The sequence below is a fragment of the [Actinomadura] parvosata subsp. kistnae genome (assembly GCF_900323885.1).
Taxonomy (GTDB): domain Bacteria; phylum Actinomycetota; class Actinomycetes; order Streptosporangiales; family Streptosporangiaceae; genus Nonomuraea; species Nonomuraea composti.
Genome location: NZ_OOHJ01000018.1, coordinates 1,433,733 through 1,449,841 on the forward strand (window position 1 = coordinate 1,433,733; position 16,109 = coordinate 1,449,841).

A 16,109-nucleotide genomic window follows, 5' to 3' on the forward strand; every position below is an offset into this window, starting at 1 on the left:
CGTGATGGCCTTTCGCTATGGCGAGTACCACGACGGCCCCGACCCCCTGGCCCCTCCCTACGACGTACGAGCGGCGCTCGACGAGATGGGCGACGCCATCCTGTCGGGCTCGACGCCCGTGCACGCCCTGCGCGACCTGCTCAAGCGCGGCCTGCCCGGCGCGCAGGAGCGGCGCGGGCTCGACGACATGCTCAGGGAGGTCCGCAGGCGCCGCCGCGACCTGCGCGAGCGCGGGCGGCTCGACGGCACGCTGGAGCGCGCCAGGGCCCTGCTGGACAAGGCGATCGGGCAGGAGCGGGCCGAGCTGTTCCCCGACCCGTCCGACGACGCGCGGCTGCGGGAGGCGGGGCTCGACGCGCTGCCCGAGGACACGGCCAGCGCCATCCAGGAGCTGAGCACGTACGAGTGGCGCTCGAACGCGGCCAGGCAGACGTTCGAGGAGCTGCGCGACCTGCTGCGCAGGGAGGTGCTGGACAGCCAGTTCAGGGGCCTGCGCGACGCGCTGGCCAACCCTGACCCGGAGGCGATGGAGCGGGTCCGGCAGATGATGTCGGACCTGAACGACATGCTGGACAAGGACTCCAGGGGCGAGCACACCCAGGCCGACTTCGACTCCTTCATGGCGAAATACGGGGACCTGTTCCCCGAGAAGCCCCGCAACCTCGACGAGCTCGTCGACATCCTCGCCCGCCGCGCCGCCGCCACGCAGCGCATGCTCGCCTCGATGACGCCGCGCCAGCGCGAGGAGCTGAGCAACCTCATCAACCAGACCCTCGACCAGGCGGGCCTGTCCGACCAGATGCGCCGGCTCGGCGAGGCCCTCTACGCCCGCCGCCCCGACCTGGCCTGGAACGCCCCCGAACGCCTCACCGGCGACGAGCCCCTGGGCATGGGCGACGCCGTCACCGCGCTGGAGGAGCTGGCCGACCTCACCCAGCTCGAAACCGCCCTGCGCCAGGACTACCCGGGCGCGCGGCTCGACGACATCGACGAAGCCGCCGTACGCCGCGCGCTCGGCCGCTCCGCGGTGGACGACCTGGAGGCGCTCAAGCGCATCGAACGCGAGCTGGAGGAGCAGGGCTACCTGCTGCGCCGCCGCGGCAAGCTGGAGCTGACCCCGAAGGCCGTGCGCCGCCTGGGCGAGACCGCGCTGCGCCGCGTCTTCTCCTCGCTCGACGCGGGCCGCCGCGGCGACCACGACCAGCACGACGCGGGCTCGGCCGGCGAGCTGACCGGCTCGTCGCGGCCGTGGCGGTTCGGCGACGAGCAGCCGCTCGACGTCGTCCGCACGCTGGTCAACGGCGTGCGCAGCGGCGGCGTCACGCTCGGAGACCGGGTCGGCGTGCGGCTGTCGGTGGACGACTTCGAGGTGGCCGAGACCGAGCGGCGCAGCGCCGCGGCCGTCTGCCTGCTGGTGGACCTGTCGTACTCGATGGCCCTGCGCGGCACCTGGGCCGCCGCCAAGCAGACCGCGCTGGCCCTGCAGGCGCTGGTCGCCTCCAAGTTCCCGCAGGACGCCGTGCAGATCATCGGCTTCTCCAACTACGCCAGGGTGCTGCAGCCCGACGAGCTGGCCGGCCTCGACTGGGACATGGTCCAGGGCACGAACCTGCACCACGCCCTGCTCATCGCCGGCCGCCACCTCGACCGCCACCCCGACTTCGAGCCGGTCGTGCTCGTGGTGACCGACGGCGAGCCCACCGCCCACCTCATGCGCAACGGCCGGTCGGCGTTCGAGTGGCCGCCGTCGCACGAGACCCTGGAGCTGACGCTGGCCGAGGTCGACAAGATGACGCGGCGGCGGGCCACGATCAACGTGTTCATGCTGGCGGCCGACGACCGGCTCAAGGAGTTCGTGGACGAGGTGGCCCGCAGGAACGGCGGCCGGGTCTTCTCCCCGAGCGCCGAACGGCTCGGCGAGTACGTCGTCAGCGACTTCCTGCGGTTGCGACGGGCTCGCTGAACTGTCGGTGGCGGCTGGCAGACTCGGCCGGCATGGACGACATCGTGCTGATCAGGGACGTGACGGAGGTCGATCTGGAGGTGTTCCTGGAGCAGGAGCACGATCCGGAGGCCGTGCGGCGCTCCCGGTTCCGGCCCCGGGAGCGGGAGGCGTTCCTGCGTCACTGGAAGACGAACGTCCTCGGCGATCCCACTGGGCTCGTGCAGGCCGTCATGGTGGGAGACGAGCTGGCGGGCAACGTGGTGGCGTGGTGGGAGGGCGATCGGCGCTTCATCGGCTACTGGTTCGGGCGGGCGTTCTGGGGGCGCGGCATCGGCACCCGCGCGCTCGGGCTCTTCCTCGCCAAGGAGCGGCACCGGCCCCTGTACGCCGACCCCTTCCACGGCAACACGGCGTCGGTGCGGCTGCTGGAGAGGCACGGGTTCGAGCGGGCGGGCACGGTGCGGCACGGCGACGACGAGCACGTCCTGCTCGTGCTGCACGCACCGCCGCCGGGAGCCTCTTGACGCCACAGCGACCTGCCACCCTCCGGGCACGACCGGGCCGCGGAGCGGACGAGCGTGCCCGGCATCCCGGGCCGGGAGCCATGGAAGCCTCAGTGCCGTGCCACTTCGAGCACCAGCTTGCCGGTCGTGCGGCCGGACTCGATGCGGCGGTGGGCCTGCGCGGCCTGCTCCAGCGGCAGCGACTCCACCCGCACCCGCAGGTCACCGCTCGCGGCCCCGGCCACGGCGCGGCGCAGCGCCCGCCCGGCCTCCTCGGGGAACGCGGCCGAGAAGGCGGCCAGGTTGAACCCGGAGACCGTCTTGTTGCTGAGCCACAGCTCGTTGGCCGGGATCCCGACGTCCTCAGCGCCGGAGGCGTTGCCCATCACGACCATCCGGCCCATCGGCGCGAGCAGGTCGAGGCTGCTCCGGCGGGCCGGGCCGCCCACCATGTCCACCACGATGTCGAACCGGCCAGACGCCTCCTCGCGCAGCACGACGTCGTCGTACCCGAAAGCCCTGGCCGCCTCGATCTTCGCGGCGCTGCCCACCGTGCCCACCACGCGGCCGGCGCCGAGCAGGCGGGCGGCCTGGCCGAGCTGGCTGCCCACGCCGCCGGCGGCGGCGTGCACGAGCACGCTCTCCCCCGGCTCGATGCGGGCCACCCGGTCGAGCACCAGGAACGCCGTGGTGCTGTTGGACGGCAGCGCCGCCGCCAGCCCCGGCTCCAGGTCGTACCCGTCGAGCGGGGCCACCAGGTCGGCGGCGGTGACCGCCACCTCGGCGTAACCGCCGCTGTCGACGATGGTCAGCGCGGCGACCGGCTGCCCCACGCGCAGCCCCTCGACGCCGGGGCCGAGCGCCCGTACGCGGCCGGACACCTCGATGCCGGGCACGAACGGCAGCGGCACGTCCGCGATGCCCTGCCGGTAGAGGATCTCGGCGAAGTTCGCGCCCGCGTAGGCCACGTCGATGGCGACCTGCCCCGGGCCCGGCTCGGGGGTCTTGACCTCGTCCAGCCGAAGGACGCCGGCGTCACCGAATTCGGGGATCGTGATTGCTCTCATGCCGTCCATCGTGCGGGGACGGCCCCGGCCGAGGCAGTGTCAGCTCATCCTGGGTGTACGAGCACCAGCCTCTCGACCTTCTCCTTGGTGTCGGTGGCGGGGTCCGGCGTGTGCAGCACCACGTTCAGGTCCGCCCGGTCCGGCAGCCGGAACAGCGAGTACGCGAAGACGAGCTTCCCGGCCTCGGGATGCGTGATCGCCTTGACGCCCTGCGACCGGGAGCGCACGTCGGGCCGGGCCCACAGCTCGGCGAAGTCCGGGCTGACCGCGCGCAGCTCGTCGGCGATCTGCCCGAACACCGGGTCGTCCGGGTAGCGGGCCGCCGAGGCACGGAAGTCGGCCACCATGTCGGGGGCGAACTCGTGCCAGACCGTGAACCGGCTGCGATAGATCGGGTGGGTGAAGAACGCCACCATGCAGTTGCGGACGTCGTCGTCGTAGCCGAAGACCGTCCGGGAGGCCGCGTTCATGGCGACCAGGTTGTAGTGCCGGTCCAGCACGTGGGCCGGGTTCGGCAGCCACGCGTCCAGCACCGCGCGGAGCTGGTCGCCGACCGGCGCGCCCGGCTGCCCGGCGGGGTCCGGCGGGTTCAGCCCGGCCAGCACGTACAGGTGCGCGCGCTCCGCCTCGTCCAGCAGCAGCGCGCGGGCGACCGCGTCGAGCACGGCGTCGGAGACCTTGATGTCGCGCCCCTGCTCCAGCCACGTGTACCAGGACACCCCGACCCCGGCGAGCACGGCCACCTCTTCCCTGCGCAGCCCGGGGGTGCGGCGGCGGCCGGCGGCCGGCATGCCGACGTCGGCGGGCGTCAGCGCCTCGCGCTTGGCACGCAGGAACTCCTTGAGCTGGTCGCGGCGGCGTTGTGCGGCGGTCACGGACACACGATAAGCGACGTTCGTCCCCTTCGTGCTACTTCCTTGGGTAGTCGCGCAGGGTGATGTTCTCGGCGGCCTTGCGGGCGATGTTCGCCGCCATGTTCTTCCCCGGCAGGTACGGCATGATCTTGTAGTAGCGGTTGAGCAGCGAGGCCGCCAGGCGGCTGCTCGGGATCATGAGCTTGGCCACGCCGTCGCCCATCTTCAGGCATCCCTCCGCGTACGCGCGCAGCTCCTCCTCGTACCGGGCGAAGGCGACGCGGTGGTCCCCGCCGGCCGCGGCCAGCTCGCCCGCCAGCACGTACGCACCCACCAGCGCCAGCCCCGTGCCCATGCCCGACAGGGACGACGGGCAGTACGCGGCGTCGCCGAGCAGCGCGACCCGGCCCCGCGTCCACCTGTCCAGGCGGACCTGGCCGACCGAGTCGAAGTAGAAGTCCGGCGCCCGCCGCATCTCGCGCAGCAGGTGATCGCTCTGCCAGCCGTTGCCCGTGAAGTGCTCGGCCAGAACGTCCTGCTGGCGGGCCACGTCACGGCGGTCCAGGTCCAGCAGCGGCGAGCCGAAGTAGAAGACCGCCTTCGCCTCCGCGTTGTGGCGGGCGCTGTACATCGCGACGAGCCTGCTCCCCGTCCGGTACGCGTGGCCGACATGATCCAGGCCGAGATGGTTGGCCGTGGTGAAGATCGCGCAGTAGACACCCAGGTGCCTGACGAACCGCTCCTCCGGGCCGAACGCCAGCCGGCGCGTGTTCGAGTGCAGGCCGTCGGCGCCGACGACCAGGTCGAAACGGCGGGGCGCGGAACGCTCGAACGTGACGCTCACCCCGTCGGCGTCCTCGGTGAGCGAGGTGATCGAGTCGCCGAAGACGTACTCGGTGCCCTGCCGGGTGGCGTCGTACAGGATGCGGGCCAGGTCGCCGCGCAGGATCTCGACGTCGCCCGAGAACAGGTCGGCCGGCAGCTTGGCCTGCGGCTGGCCGGCGTCATTGACGTACCACATGGAGCCCATGCCGGTGCGGGCCTGCTCGACCGCCTGGAGGATGCCCATGCGGCGCAGCACCGTCAGGTGCGCCCGGCCGCGGAAGTCGACGGCGTAACCGCCGTCACGCAGCGCCGGGGCACGCTCGACGACCGTCGGGTTGAAGCCGTGGCGGCGCAGCCAGTAGGCGAGGGCGGGGCCGGCGACGGAGGCGCCGGAGATCAGGACGTCACGGTTTCTCATGACGGCGAGCCTGCCGCGAACGGCTCACCACCGGCTCACCGCCCGCTCACCACCGGCCCGAGCGGGCTCCCCGCCTGCTCACCACCGGCCCGAGCGGGCTCCCCGCCTGCTCACCACCGGCCCCAGCGCGCCGCCCGCCCGCTCACCACCGGCCCCAGCGCGCCGCCCGCCCGCTCACCGCACGCCCACGGCGGGCTCCGGCGGGGTGCCCGCCTGCTCAGCGCCCGCTCAGCGCCTGCTCACGGGCCGCTCACCGCCTCGACGACAGGTTGGGGCAGGCCCAGGAGGCGCAGGGCGTCGGGGACGGAGGGGCCCATCGCCGCCGCGAATCCCGCGGCGCGCCGGTAGTGCGTGCGGGCCGTGGCGTGGTCGCCGCGTGCCTCGGCGGTACGGCCGAGCCCGGCCAGCGCGCGTACCCGGTTGCCGATGCTCTTGACCCAGTGCGGGTCGATGCGTTCGAGGGCGTCCGTGTAGAGGCGCTCGGCCTCCGCCAGGTCGCCGTGCAGGAGGGCGAGGTCGCCCAGCCCGCGCAGGGCGGCGGCCAGGCCGGCCGGGCTGCCGGCGCGGCGGGCCAGCGCGGCGGCCCGCGCGTAGTCGGCGCGGGCGGCCTCCGGATCGCCGGCGGCCAGGTGGTCGCCCCGGTTGACCAGCAGGTCGGCGGAGTCCTCCAGCGCGCCGAGCTCGTCGGTGAGGGCGAGCGCCTGGTCGGTCAGCAGGATCGCCTGCTCCCGGTCGCCCCTGCCGCCCGCCAGCCCGGCCAGGAAGTCGAGGGCGAGCGCCCTCCCCCAGCGGTCGCCGACCGCGCGGAACCCGTCCGCCGCCTCCCTGAACGCCCGCTCGGCCGCCCCGGTGTCACCCGCCCCGAGCACCCCGAACCCGGACACATATCGGGCCACCGCGCGCACCCACGGGTCCGGGCTGTCCCCCAGGCCGGACACGAGGTCGTAGGCGTCGTCCGGGTCGGGCTCGCCCGCATTGTGCATCATCCACAGCAGCAGCGCGGCCGGATACCGTCCGGTCCGCCGGCCCTGCCACGCGGCGGCCAGCGCCTCCCCCGCCGCCCCGCGGTGCCGCTGCCAGGCCGCCCGCCCGGCGGGGACGGCCGCCGCCAGCAGCACGCACGTCACGTACTCCTCGCCCAGCCCCGGCGGCGGGGGCGCGTCACCGGCTGCGTCGAGCAACGCGATCGCCTCGGGCGCCGCCGACGCGGACACGCCCCGGATCCACAGGTACGCCGAAGCCGCCCCGAGCAGCCGCAACGCCGACTCTGCCTGCCCCGCCCGGACCGCCCAGCGCAGGGCCGCGAGCAGGTTGCCGTGCTCGGCCGCCAGGACCGGCAGCCAGGCGAGCTGCCCGGCCCGCGTCAGGTGCGGGTGAGCCGCCTGCGCCAGCTCCAGGTAGTGCCGGACGTGCGCGTGCCTGGCCTCCTCCCGCTCCCCCGCCGCCTCCAGCCTTTCGGCACCGTACGCCCGGATCGTCTCCAACATCCTGAACCGGCCACCAGCCGGCTTCGAGCCCTCGACCAGCTCCGAGCCGCTGACCGGCGCCACCCCTGGCACCCGCTCCAGAAGCGATTTGTCCACCAGGGACTCCAGGGTGTCCCCGTCCGTGCCGCACACCCGCAGCGCGGCCTCGGCGGTCGCGCCGCCGGCGAAGACCGTGAACCGGCGGGCGGCCCGCTGCTCGTCCTCGCCGAGCAGGTCCCAGCTCCAGCCGACGACCGTACGGAGGGTGCGGTGCCGTTGCTCGGCCGTGCGGGCGCCGCGCGCGGTGACGCCCAGCAGGTCGTCCAGCCGGCCGGCCAGGTCGTGCACGTCCAGGGTGCGCAGCCGGGCCGCGGCCAGCTCGATGGCCAGCGGGAGGCCGTCGAGTGCCGTACAGATGCGGCGCACCAGCGCGGGGTCGGCGGCGAAGCCCTGGCGGGCGGCCCGCGCCCGGTCGGTGAACAGCCGGGCCGCCGCGTCGCCGTCCAGCGGGCGCACCGGCCGGACGTGCTCGCCGATGATGCCCAGCGGCTCCCTGCTGGTGGCCAGCACCCGCAGCCGCGGGCAGGTCGCCAGGAGGCGCGACACCAGCGCGGCGGCCTCGTCGACGACGTGCTCGCAGTTGTCGAGGACGAGCAGCAGGTGGCGGTCCGACAGGGCGGTGATGAGGCGGTCGAGCGGGGCCCGCGGGCCATCGGCGAGCTGCAGCCCGTTCTGCCGCAACCCGAGCGCGCCCAGCAACGCCTGCGCCAGCCCGGCCCCGTCACGCAGAGCGGCCAGCTCCGCGAAACACACCTCACCGCCCGCACCGCCGGCGCTCCCGGCCGACGCCGGGACGGTCTCAACCGACGGGGCCGCGCCACCGACCGACGCGGCGCCCACCTCGGCCGACAGGGCCGCGCCGCCCGCCGACGCGGCGGCCACCTCGGCGGACAGCCGGGTCTTGCCCACCCCGCCTGGCCCCGTCAGCGTGACGAGCCGGGCCACCCGCAGCAGCTCGCCGATCTCGGCCAGCTCCGCCGCGCGGCCCACGAAGGAGGTGTGCTGGGCGGGCGGCGCGACCGGCGACGGCGACGGGCCGGCGCTCAGCAGCTCCCGGTGCAGCCCGGCCAGCTCGGCCGACGGGTCGGCGCCCAGCTCCTCGGCGAGGTGCCGCCGGGTCTCCTCGAACACGGCCAGCGCCTCGGCCTGCCCGCCGTCCGCCGACAGTGCCCGCATGAGCAGCCCCGCCGCCCGTTCGCGGAGGGGATGCCGGCTGACCAGCTCGCGCAGCTCGGGGACGACCGCGCGGTGCGAGCCGAGCCGCAGCTCCCCCTCGGCCCGGTCCTCCAGGGCGGCCAGCCGCAGCTCCTCAAGCCGCACGGCGGCGGCCCGCGCCATCCCGCTCTCAGGCAGGTCGGCCAGCGCCGGCCCCCGCCAGAGCGCCAGTGCCTGGCGCAGCAGCGGCACCGCCCGCCCGGCATCGCCGTCACGGAGCGCGTCCCGCCCCTCGGCCGCGAGCCGCTCGAACCGGCAGGCGTCCACGTCCTCGTCAGCCACCATGATCCGGTAACCGGCCCCGGCCCGCTCGACCACGGCCTCCGCCCCGAGGGCCGCACGCAGGCGGGACACCTGCGAGTGCAGGGCATGCGCCGAAGCCCCGGCCGGGGCGATCTCCTCCGCCAGCCGGTCGGCGGACACGACCGCGCGGGGACGTACGAGCAGCAACGCCAGCAACGCGCGGCGAGCGGGCCCGCCCAGCGGCACCCCCGCCCCGTCGGCGCGCCACGCCCTGGTCTCACCGAGGATCCCGAACCGCATGCCGGTGATTATCCACCGGCCCCGATCAGCGCCCGCCGAGGCCGGGAGGGCCGGGGCTCAGGCGAGGGCGTAGAAGTCGAGGGCGACGTCGAAGCCGTCGCGGCAGTTGCGGTGCGAGCGGTAGCAGGGCCGCCAGGCCGAGCTGGCGCCCACGCCGGCGCGCGCGTCTTGAAGGGCCGAGGGGACGCGCTCGGGCCGGGGCAGCAGCCCGTGGCCGAGGTAGCGGACGCCGGTCAGCTCGGTGTGCCGGCCGCGGCCGCCCGAGACGAACGTGCCGAGGCGCCAGCCGCTCTCTTCGTCCCACACCAGTGCGGTGCCGTCGGTGAGCCTGAGGGTGGCGTCCCTGGGATCGCACGGGCCTTCCCACCAGTCGGCGACCTCGTCCCCGAGCAGCTCCACGACCTGCTGGACGTAGCTGATCGGCTGCTGAAGCCACTCGTCGGTGTACGGCTCGACGTGCCTGATGGCCACGGACGGCACCCCCTTGTGTCCAGACGGTAAGGAAAAAGCGGCGGTACGCAACGATACCCGCGGCGAACTTATTCCGTTGCACGTCCGTCTAGTCATTACGGACGATATTTACGTCCGACACGGGGAAGGAGGGGTTCCCATGATTGCCGCGGTACTCCTCATCGTGCTCATGGTCGTCGCGGTGACGACCACGGAGCTGTGCATGCGCTGCTCTGGTGACGGCAAAGAGAGTGTCGAGTCCCCCGGCGAGATCACCGGGGACTAGTCTCTCTGCCATGCCGTCCCTGCTTCTCTGGCTGCACATCGGCTTCGCGATCTTCACGATCGGGCCGGTGACCGCCGCGACGATGTCCGCGCCGCGCGCCATCCGCACCAAGAACGTGCCCGCGCTGCAGTTCATCCAGCGCCTCACGAGGATCTACAGCCTCGGGAGCCTGGGTGTGTTCGTGTTCGGGCTGGTGCTCGGCATCGTGCTCGGCGGCGGCGTGCTCGGCCGATGGTACATGACGGCGTCCATGACGCTGTTCATCGTGGCCGCCGTCATGCTGGTGATCATCGACCGTGACCTGCGCACCGCCGTTCAGGCGCTCTCCAGCGAGAGCGCCGACGACGACGCCAAGGTGCAGAACGGGCGGATCGCCGCGATCAGCGGGCTGCTGTCCGTGATCTGGCTGGTGATCCTGTTCCTGATGGTCGTGCCTGAATAACCGCTCAGCCGAGTGCCTGGGTGAGGTCGGCGAGCAGGTCGTCGACCGTCTCGATGCCGACCGAGAGCCGCACCAGGTCGGCGGGCACCTCCAGCGGCGAGCCCGCCGCCGAGGCGTGCGTCATCCGGCCCGGGTGCTCGATGAGCGACTCGACCCCGCCGAGCGACTCGCCCAGCGTGAACAGCTTGGCCCGGTCGCACACGGCCACGGCCTCCGCCTCGCCCCCGGCGACGCGGAACGACACCATGCCCCCGAACCTGCGCATCTGCTTGGCCGCCACCTCGTGCCCGGCGTGGTCGGGCAGCCCGGGGTAGAGCACCTCGGTCACGCGCGGGTGGGCGAGCAGCAGGTCGACGACGCGCTCGGCGTTGTCGCAGTGGCGGTCCATGCGTACGCCGAGCGTCTTGAGCCCCCGCAGCGTCAGCCACGCGTCGAACGGCCCGGCCACCGCGCCCATCGCGTTCTGGTGGTAGGTCAGCTCCTCACCGAGCCCCGCGTCGGCGGCCACCAGGGCGCCGCCCACGACGTCGGAGTGCCCGCCGACGTACTTGGTGGTCGAGTGCACGACCACGTCGGCGCCCAGGGCGAGCGGCTGCTGCAGGTACGGCGAGGCGAAGGTGTTGTCGACGACCAGCAGCGAGCCGTTGTCGTGGGCGAGCTGCGCCAGCGCGGCGATGTCGGCGATGCCGAGCAGCGGGTTCGTCGGCGTCTCGACCCAGACGACCTTCGTCTTCTGCGTCATGGCCGCGGCCACGGCGTCGAGGTCGTGCAGCGGCACCGGGTCGTAGTGCAGGTCCCAGCGCTCGTGCACCTTGGCGAACAGCCGGTACGTGCCTCCGTAGGCGTCGTTCGGGATGATCACGTGGTCCTGCGGCTTGCACACCGTGCGCAGCAGGGTGTCCTCGGCGGCCAGCCCCGACGCGAACGCCAGCCCGCGCGCCCCGCCCTCCACGGCGGCCAGCGCGGATTCGAGCGCGGTCCTGGTGGGGTTGGCCGAGCGGCTGTACTCATATCCCGAACGCAGGCCGCCCACGCCGTCCTGCTTGTAGGTGGACGTGGCGTAGATCGGCGGCACGACCGCGCCGGTCAGCGGGTCGGGCTCCTGACCTGCGTGGATGGCCAGGGTCTCAAAACCGTTGCTCATAAGGCCACGTTACAGGCCGCCGCCACGCGAACGGCCCGCCCCTGAGCGCGGGCCGTCCCGCGAAACGGCCCTCTCCTGCGCGCGGACCATCACGCGGAACGGCCCGCGATCCGGTCCCCTCCGGATCGCGGGCCGTGCACGGGAGCCCGTCCCCACGTAGCTCCCGTGCGGGCTCGCGCACCATGCCCGCGCGAGCCGGGCCTGTCAGGCCGCCTTGGGCTCGTGACGGTCCTCGCCCGGCCGGGGCGAGAGCCGCACCACGTCCGCCTCGATGTACCGGCCGCTGCCGCCCTCCGCCCGCTCCCCGTTGATGCGGGAGAGCAGCACGGGGTCGGCCAGCGCGAGCAGCACGCCCACGACCAGTCCCACTCCCAGCAACGCGAACCCGATGGCAACCATGTCTTCTCCCCTTCCGACCACTCCAGCATCGGTGAAGGCCCCCTTGCGCCGCCTCCGCTGAAGGGCTGGTCTCCGCCCGGGCCTCTCGGCCGAACGGTTGATACGAGATGTCCGACTTCCGGCTTAGGCTCGACGCCGTGGGGGATACCAAGCGCCTCGTGTACTGGCTGCGCCGGCTGAGCGAGCTGGCCATGTACGGCTGGCTCGGCATGCTGCTGATGCTCGACCTCGTCCTGGCCGGCGTGGTCAGCGGCTTCCAGTGGCTGGTGCTGGCCTGCAGCGTGGGCGGCGTCGTGGCCGTGGCGCTGCGGCGCAGGTACCGGCTGGAGGGGTTCAGCCTCATGCTGGCCCTGTCGCTGGGCACCTCACTGCTGATCCAGAGCGCCGGTTTCAACGCCGCGCCGGGCATCGCGGAGACGGGCTCGCTGCTCGTCCTGCTCATCGGGGTGCTGCGGCACGTGGAGCCGGTCCGCCGGGCGGCCGTGCTGGCGTGCGTGGCGCTGGTCGTGCTGATGACGGAGGCCAGCGCGCGCGACTACCAGAGCTCGGGGCTGGCGTCGGCGTTCCTGCTGTTCGCGGGCTGGTCGACGGCCGCCGGCATCGGCGGCTACCTGCGCTTCCAGCAGGAACGCCGGATGGAGGCCGTGCACTCGGTACGCCGGGCGGAGCGCCTGGAGCTGGCCAGGGAGCTGCACGACCTGGTCGCCCACCACATCACCGGCATCGTCGTGCAGGCCCAGGCCGCCCGCACGGTCGCCGAGACGAAGCCGGAGGCGGTGCTGCCCGCCCTCGACGCGATCGCGACGGCCGGCTCCGACGCGCTGACCTCGATGCGGCGCATGGTCGCGGTGCTGCGCACGGAGGACGACGCGGACCGCCGGCCCGGTGTCACCCTGGCCGACCTGCGGATGCTGACCGAGCGGTTCTCGGCGGAGGGGCCGAAGGTGGCGTTCGAGATCGGGGCGGGGATCGACGACCGCACGTTGCCGCCCGAGGTCATGACCACCCTGCACCGGGTGCTCCAGGAGTCGCTGACGAACATCCGCAAGCACGCCGCGCGCACCGCCTGGGTGGAGGCCGACCTGCGGCGGCACGAGCGGGTGGTGGTATTGCGGGTGCGCAACTTCGGGTCGGGGTCAGATCCGCGGGTGTCGCGACTGGGCGGCGGGTTCGGGCTGGTCGGGATGGCCGAACGGGTGGAGGCGCTGGGCGGCCGGCTCTACGCGGGGCCGGGTCACGAGGGCGCCTGGGAAGTCATCGCCGAGTTCCCGCTCCCCTGACCCGGACGTCCGGCCGAGCACGTCCTCTCCCGACCACGTCAGCGCCCGGCTGAGCACTTCCTCCCCGGATGACGTCAGCGCCCGCTCGAACACCTCCTCCCCGGATGACGTCAGCGCCCGCTCGAACACCTCCTCCCCTGACGCCAGGGCTCGCCGGAAGCCCTCCTCGCCGAATGCCGCGCGCAGGCGTGCCGAGGCGCGGTCCACGTCCAGGCGCTCGCCCGGCGGCAGTGGCGCTCCGACCGATCGCCGGACGGCCGACGCCGCGCCGAGCAGCCTGCCCGCCTCGACCAGCCGCTCGTCGCCGTCAAGCCCCGCCCGCTCCAGCGCCTCCGCCCCGGAGCCCGCGGGCGCGTCCAGGGAGAGAGCGCCCGCCAGCCCTTCCAGGGCGAGCGCCACGGCACGGGGATCCCCGCTGGCGCGCGCGGCGGCGTACCCCTCGCGGTGCCGGGCCAGCGCCGTCCCGGCGTCGCCGCGCTGCTCGGCGGCGAAGCCCAGCTCCGCCATGACGAACGCGATCCCGGGCGTCCCCCGCACCTGCCGCAGCCACTCCAGGACGGGCAGCAGGTACGACTCCGCCTCCGCGTACCGGCCCTGCCGCCGGGCGCTCATGGCCAGCCCGAGCAGCGCGTTCTCCTCGGCGGACATGGACGACTGCTCGACCGCCAGCACCCTGGCCCGCTCGTGGTAGTCGTCGGCCAGCGCGTAGTCGCCGGCCAGCAGCGCGATCCGCCCGAGCCCGGCCAGCTTGAACGACACCTCGAACCCCAGCTCCTCCGCCATCCGCAGCCCCTCCTCGCGCAGCCGCGCGCACCTGGCGTAGTCGCCGCGCATCTCGGCCACCCGGTCGAGCCCGTCCATGGCCTCGATCTGGCCCCACGCGTCGCCGAGCTCCCTGAACATCGCCAGCGCCCGCTCCCCGTCGCGCTCCATGGCGGCCAGGTCGCCGCGCCCGACGGCGAGCTTGGCGCGCAGGCACAGGGCCGCGGCGACGCCCCAGCGGTCGCCCAGTGCCTCGAACGCGGCCAGCGCCCGCTCGGCCGCCGCCTCGTGCGCCCGCCGGTCGCCGTACGCCCACCGGACGTGGCTGAGAAGCCAGTCGGCCAGCGCCGCCCCGGCGGGGTCGAGCTCGTCGCGGCGGACGGGCGTCGCGGGCCCGCCGATCAGCAGCTCCACGGCCGCCAGCCACACCGAGGCCCGCGCCACCTCCGGGCCGCCGGCTGCCGCCGCACGCCCGTTCAGCGCGGTGGTCAGGGCGCGCCGGGCCTCCCGCAGCCTCCCGCGCAGGATCCAGTACCAGCTCAGCGCGTTGACCAGCCGCACCGGCTCCGGCCCCGCGAGCGCGAGCCGCAGGTTGGCGCTTTCCGCGTCGAGCCGGGCGAGCCATTCCCGCTGCCCCGGCCCCCGCAGATCGGCCCGCTCGGCCAGCGCCGTGTAGTAGCGGGCGTGCCGCTCCAGGAGCAGTTCGTGCTCCCCGGCCTCCCGGAGCCGCTCCACGCAGTAGGCGGCGACCGATTCCAGCAGCCGGTAGCGGGGCCCTCCTCCGGAGGAAGCGCCCGGAACCCGTACCACCAGCGAACGATCCACCAGCCGGGCCAGCAGGTCGAGCACGTCCAGCCCCGGCTCGGCGCAGACCTCCTCGGCCGCCTCCAGCGTGCACCCGTCGGCGTGCACGGCCAGCCGCCGCAGCACCGTCCGCTCCGCGCCGGTCAGCAGCTCCCAGCTCCAGTCGATCATCGCCCGCAGGGTGCGCTGCCGGGCGGGGGCGTCCCGCATCCCGGCGGTGAGCAGGCGGAACCGGTCGTCCAGCCGCCCGGCCAGCTCCTCCACGCCGAGTGCCCGCACGCGGGTGGCGGCCAGCTCCAGGGCGAGGGGGATGCCGTCGAGCCGCCGGCAGACGGTGGCCACCGCCTCGCTCGCCTCGACGTCCGCGCGTGCGGTGAACAGCCGGACGGCCTCCGCCTCCGGCAGCGGCGGCACCACCCGTACGCACTCGCCGCCCACCCCCAGCGGCTCCTGGCTGGTGGCGAGGACGCGCAGCTCGGGCGCGGCCCGCAGCAGCGTGGACACGAGCGCGGCCACCGCGCCGACCAGGTGCTCGCAGTTGTCGAGGACGAGCAGCACCCGCTTGGCCGCGACCGCCCCGGCCAGCCGGTCGGGCAGCGGCGCGGTCGCGTCGTCGCGCACGCCGAGCACGGCCGCCACCGCCTCCGCCGGATCGACCGCCCCGGCCAGCTCGACCAGCCACACGCCGTCGCTCTCGCCGCCGCGCGTCACCTCATCGGCCGCCGCCAGGGCGAGCCGCGTCTTGCCCACGCCGCCCGGCCCCGTCAGGGTCACCAGCCGGGACGTGCCCAGCGACGCGCGTACGGAGGCCAGCTCCGCCTCACGCCCGATCAGCTCGGTCACGGGGGCGGGCAGGTTCGTGGGCGGCTTCATGGGCGGCGGGGCGGGCGGGCCGAGAGCGGGCTCCTGCCGCAGGATCGCCTCGTACAGCGCCGCCGTCGCCGGGGCCGGGTCCACGCCCAGCTCCTCCGCCAGCCGCTCCCGCAGCCCCTGGTAGGCGGCCAGCGCCTCGCCCTGCCGGCCGCCCCGGTACAGCGCCGTCATGTGCGCGGCCACCAGCCGCTCGCGCAGCGGATGCCGCGCCACCAGCTCGCCCAGCTCCACGGGCTCACCGAGGGAGAGCCGCACCTCGGCCTGCTCCTCCAGCGCCCCGAGCCGCAGCTCCTCCAGCCGGTCGGCCTCGTCCCTGGCGAAGCCGAAGCCGGTGAAGTCGGCGTAGGCGGGCCCGCGCCACAACCCCAGCGCCTCCTCCAGCTCGGCCGCCCGGACGCGCGGATCCGGGGAGCGCCGGGCGACGAGCGCGCGGAAGCGGCTCGCATCACAGTCGAAGGCGGCCAGCCGGTAGCCGGCCGGTTCGAGCACGATCGTGCCGGGGCCGCCGAGGGCGCGGCGCAGCTGGGAGACGCGGGCCTGGAGGGTGCCGAGCGGGGTCGGCCGCCCGCCCCACAGGTCGTCGATCAGCCGGTCCGCCGGTACGGGGCCGCCCCCGTACGCGAGCAACGCGGCCAGCAGCGCCCGCACCTTGGCCTCGGCCACCGGTACGGGCGAGCCGTCGTCCGTACGGACCTCAAGCGGCCCGAGCACCCCGAAACGCACCACATCACCACCAACCCGTAGCGGGCCGGAAGGATTTCCGAAGCGGCCCG

12 protein-coding genes and 1 pseudogene are annotated in these 16,109 nt (G+C 74.4%); 5 read left to right on the top strand and 8 right to left on the bottom strand.

What is annotated here, in order from left to right:
* Nucleotides 1-4 precede the first annotated feature (4 nt).
* Nucleotides 5-1,963 carry a vWA domain-containing protein gene (locus KIS93_RS26640; RefSeq protein ID WP_080045116.1) on the top strand — a complete coding sequence of 653 codons (1,959 nt, stop codon included), beginning with the start codon at nucleotides 5-7 and terminating at the stop codon, nucleotides 1,961-1,963.
* A 32-nt stretch (nucleotides 1,964-1,995) separates the two neighbouring features.
* Nucleotides 1,996-2,469 (top strand): GNAT family N-acetyltransferase, encoded by a 474-nt coding sequence (locus KIS93_RS26645; RefSeq protein ID WP_080045115.1) that lies wholly within the window; start codon nucleotides 1,996-1,998, stop codon nucleotides 2,467-2,469.
* Nucleotides 2,470-2,558: 89 nt separating this feature from the next.
* Here the strand turns inward: KIS93_RS26645 and KIS93_RS26650 are convergent, their stop codons facing one another.
* From KIS93_RS26650 to KIS93_RS26670, 5 genes are all read right to left on the bottom strand, one after another.
* Complete coding sequence (locus KIS93_RS26650; protein ID WP_155129070.1) at nucleotides 2,559-3,515, bottom strand: quinone oxidoreductase family protein; 957 nt, start codon at nucleotides 3,513-3,515, stop codon at nucleotides 2,559-2,561.
* A 44-nt stretch (nucleotides 3,516-3,559) separates the two neighbouring features.
* Nucleotides 3,560-4,390 carry a helix-turn-helix transcriptional regulator gene (locus tag KIS93_RS26655; RefSeq protein WP_230465782.1) on the bottom strand — a complete coding sequence of 277 codons (831 nt, stop codon included), beginning with the start codon at nucleotides 4,388-4,390 and terminating at the stop codon, nucleotides 3,560-3,562.
* 34 nt (nucleotides 4,391-4,424) lie between these two features.
* Complete coding sequence (locus KIS93_RS26660; protein WP_080045112.1) at nucleotides 4,425-5,612, bottom strand: FAD-dependent monooxygenase; 1,188 nt, start codon at nucleotides 5,610-5,612, stop codon at nucleotides 4,425-4,427.
* A 239-nt stretch (nucleotides 5,613-5,851) separates the two neighbouring features.
* The gene (locus tag KIS93_RS26665) at nucleotides 5,852-8,896 is read right to left on the bottom strand and encodes an ATP-binding protein (RefSeq protein WP_080045111.1); all 3,045 of its coding nucleotides are present in this window, start codon (nucleotides 8,894-8,896) and stop codon (nucleotides 5,852-5,854) included.
* Nucleotides 8,897-8,953: 57 nt separating this feature from the next.
* The gene (locus KIS93_RS26670; RefSeq protein ID WP_230465781.1) at nucleotides 8,954-9,367 is read right to left on the bottom strand and encodes a DUF6292 family protein; all 414 of its coding nucleotides are present in this window, start codon (nucleotides 9,365-9,367) and stop codon (nucleotides 8,954-8,956) included.
* A gap of 139 nt (nucleotides 9,368-9,506) precedes the next feature.
* Here KIS93_RS26670 and KIS93_RS67615 point away from each other — a divergent pair, with 139 nt between their 5' ends.
* Together KIS93_RS67615 and KIS93_RS26675 are read left to right on the top strand one after the other, a co-directional pair.
* Nucleotides 9,507-9,632, top strand: a complete 126-nt coding sequence (locus KIS93_RS67615; RefSeq protein ID WP_268966912.1) for a hypothetical protein — start codon at nucleotides 9,507-9,509, stop codon at nucleotides 9,630-9,632.
* 10 nt (nucleotides 9,633-9,642) lie between these two features.
* On the top strand, nucleotides 9,643-10,074 hold the full coding sequence (locus KIS93_RS26675; protein ID WP_080045109.1) for a DUF2269 family protein: 432 nt from the start codon (nucleotides 9,643-9,645) through the stop codon (nucleotides 10,072-10,074).
* A gap of 4 nt (nucleotides 10,075-10,078) precedes the next feature.
* Here KIS93_RS26675 and KIS93_RS26680 read toward each other — a convergent pair whose 3' ends face one another.
* Nucleotides 10,079-11,218 carry a cystathionine gamma-synthase gene (locus tag KIS93_RS26680; RefSeq protein ID WP_080045108.1) on the bottom strand — a complete coding sequence of 380 codons (1,140 nt, stop codon included), beginning with the start codon at nucleotides 11,216-11,218 and terminating at the stop codon, nucleotides 10,079-10,081.
* Between the two features lie 204 nt (nucleotides 11,219-11,422).
* Nucleotides 11,423-11,617 (bottom strand): hypothetical protein, encoded by a 195-nt coding sequence (locus tag KIS93_RS26685; protein ID WP_080045107.1) that lies wholly within the window; start codon nucleotides 11,615-11,617, stop codon nucleotides 11,423-11,425.
* Between the two features lie 635 nt (nucleotides 11,618-12,252).
* On the opposite strand from KIS93_RS26685, the pseudogene KIS93_RS68415 reads away from it, so the two are divergent.
* A pseudogene (locus KIS93_RS68415) lies at nucleotides 12,253-12,831 on the top strand (sensor histidine kinase); the annotation flags it as partial.
* Here the strand turns inward: KIS93_RS68415 and KIS93_RS26695 are convergent.
* Nucleotides 12,754-16,059: an ATP-binding protein gene (locus KIS93_RS26695; RefSeq protein WP_335673905.1), complete on the bottom strand. Its 3,306-nt coding sequence runs from the start codon at nucleotides 16,057-16,059 to the stop codon at nucleotides 12,754-12,756. The pseudogene KIS93_RS68415 and the gene KIS93_RS26695 overlap by 78 nt on opposite strands.
* Between the last annotated feature and the right edge of the window lie 50 nt (nucleotides 16,060-16,109).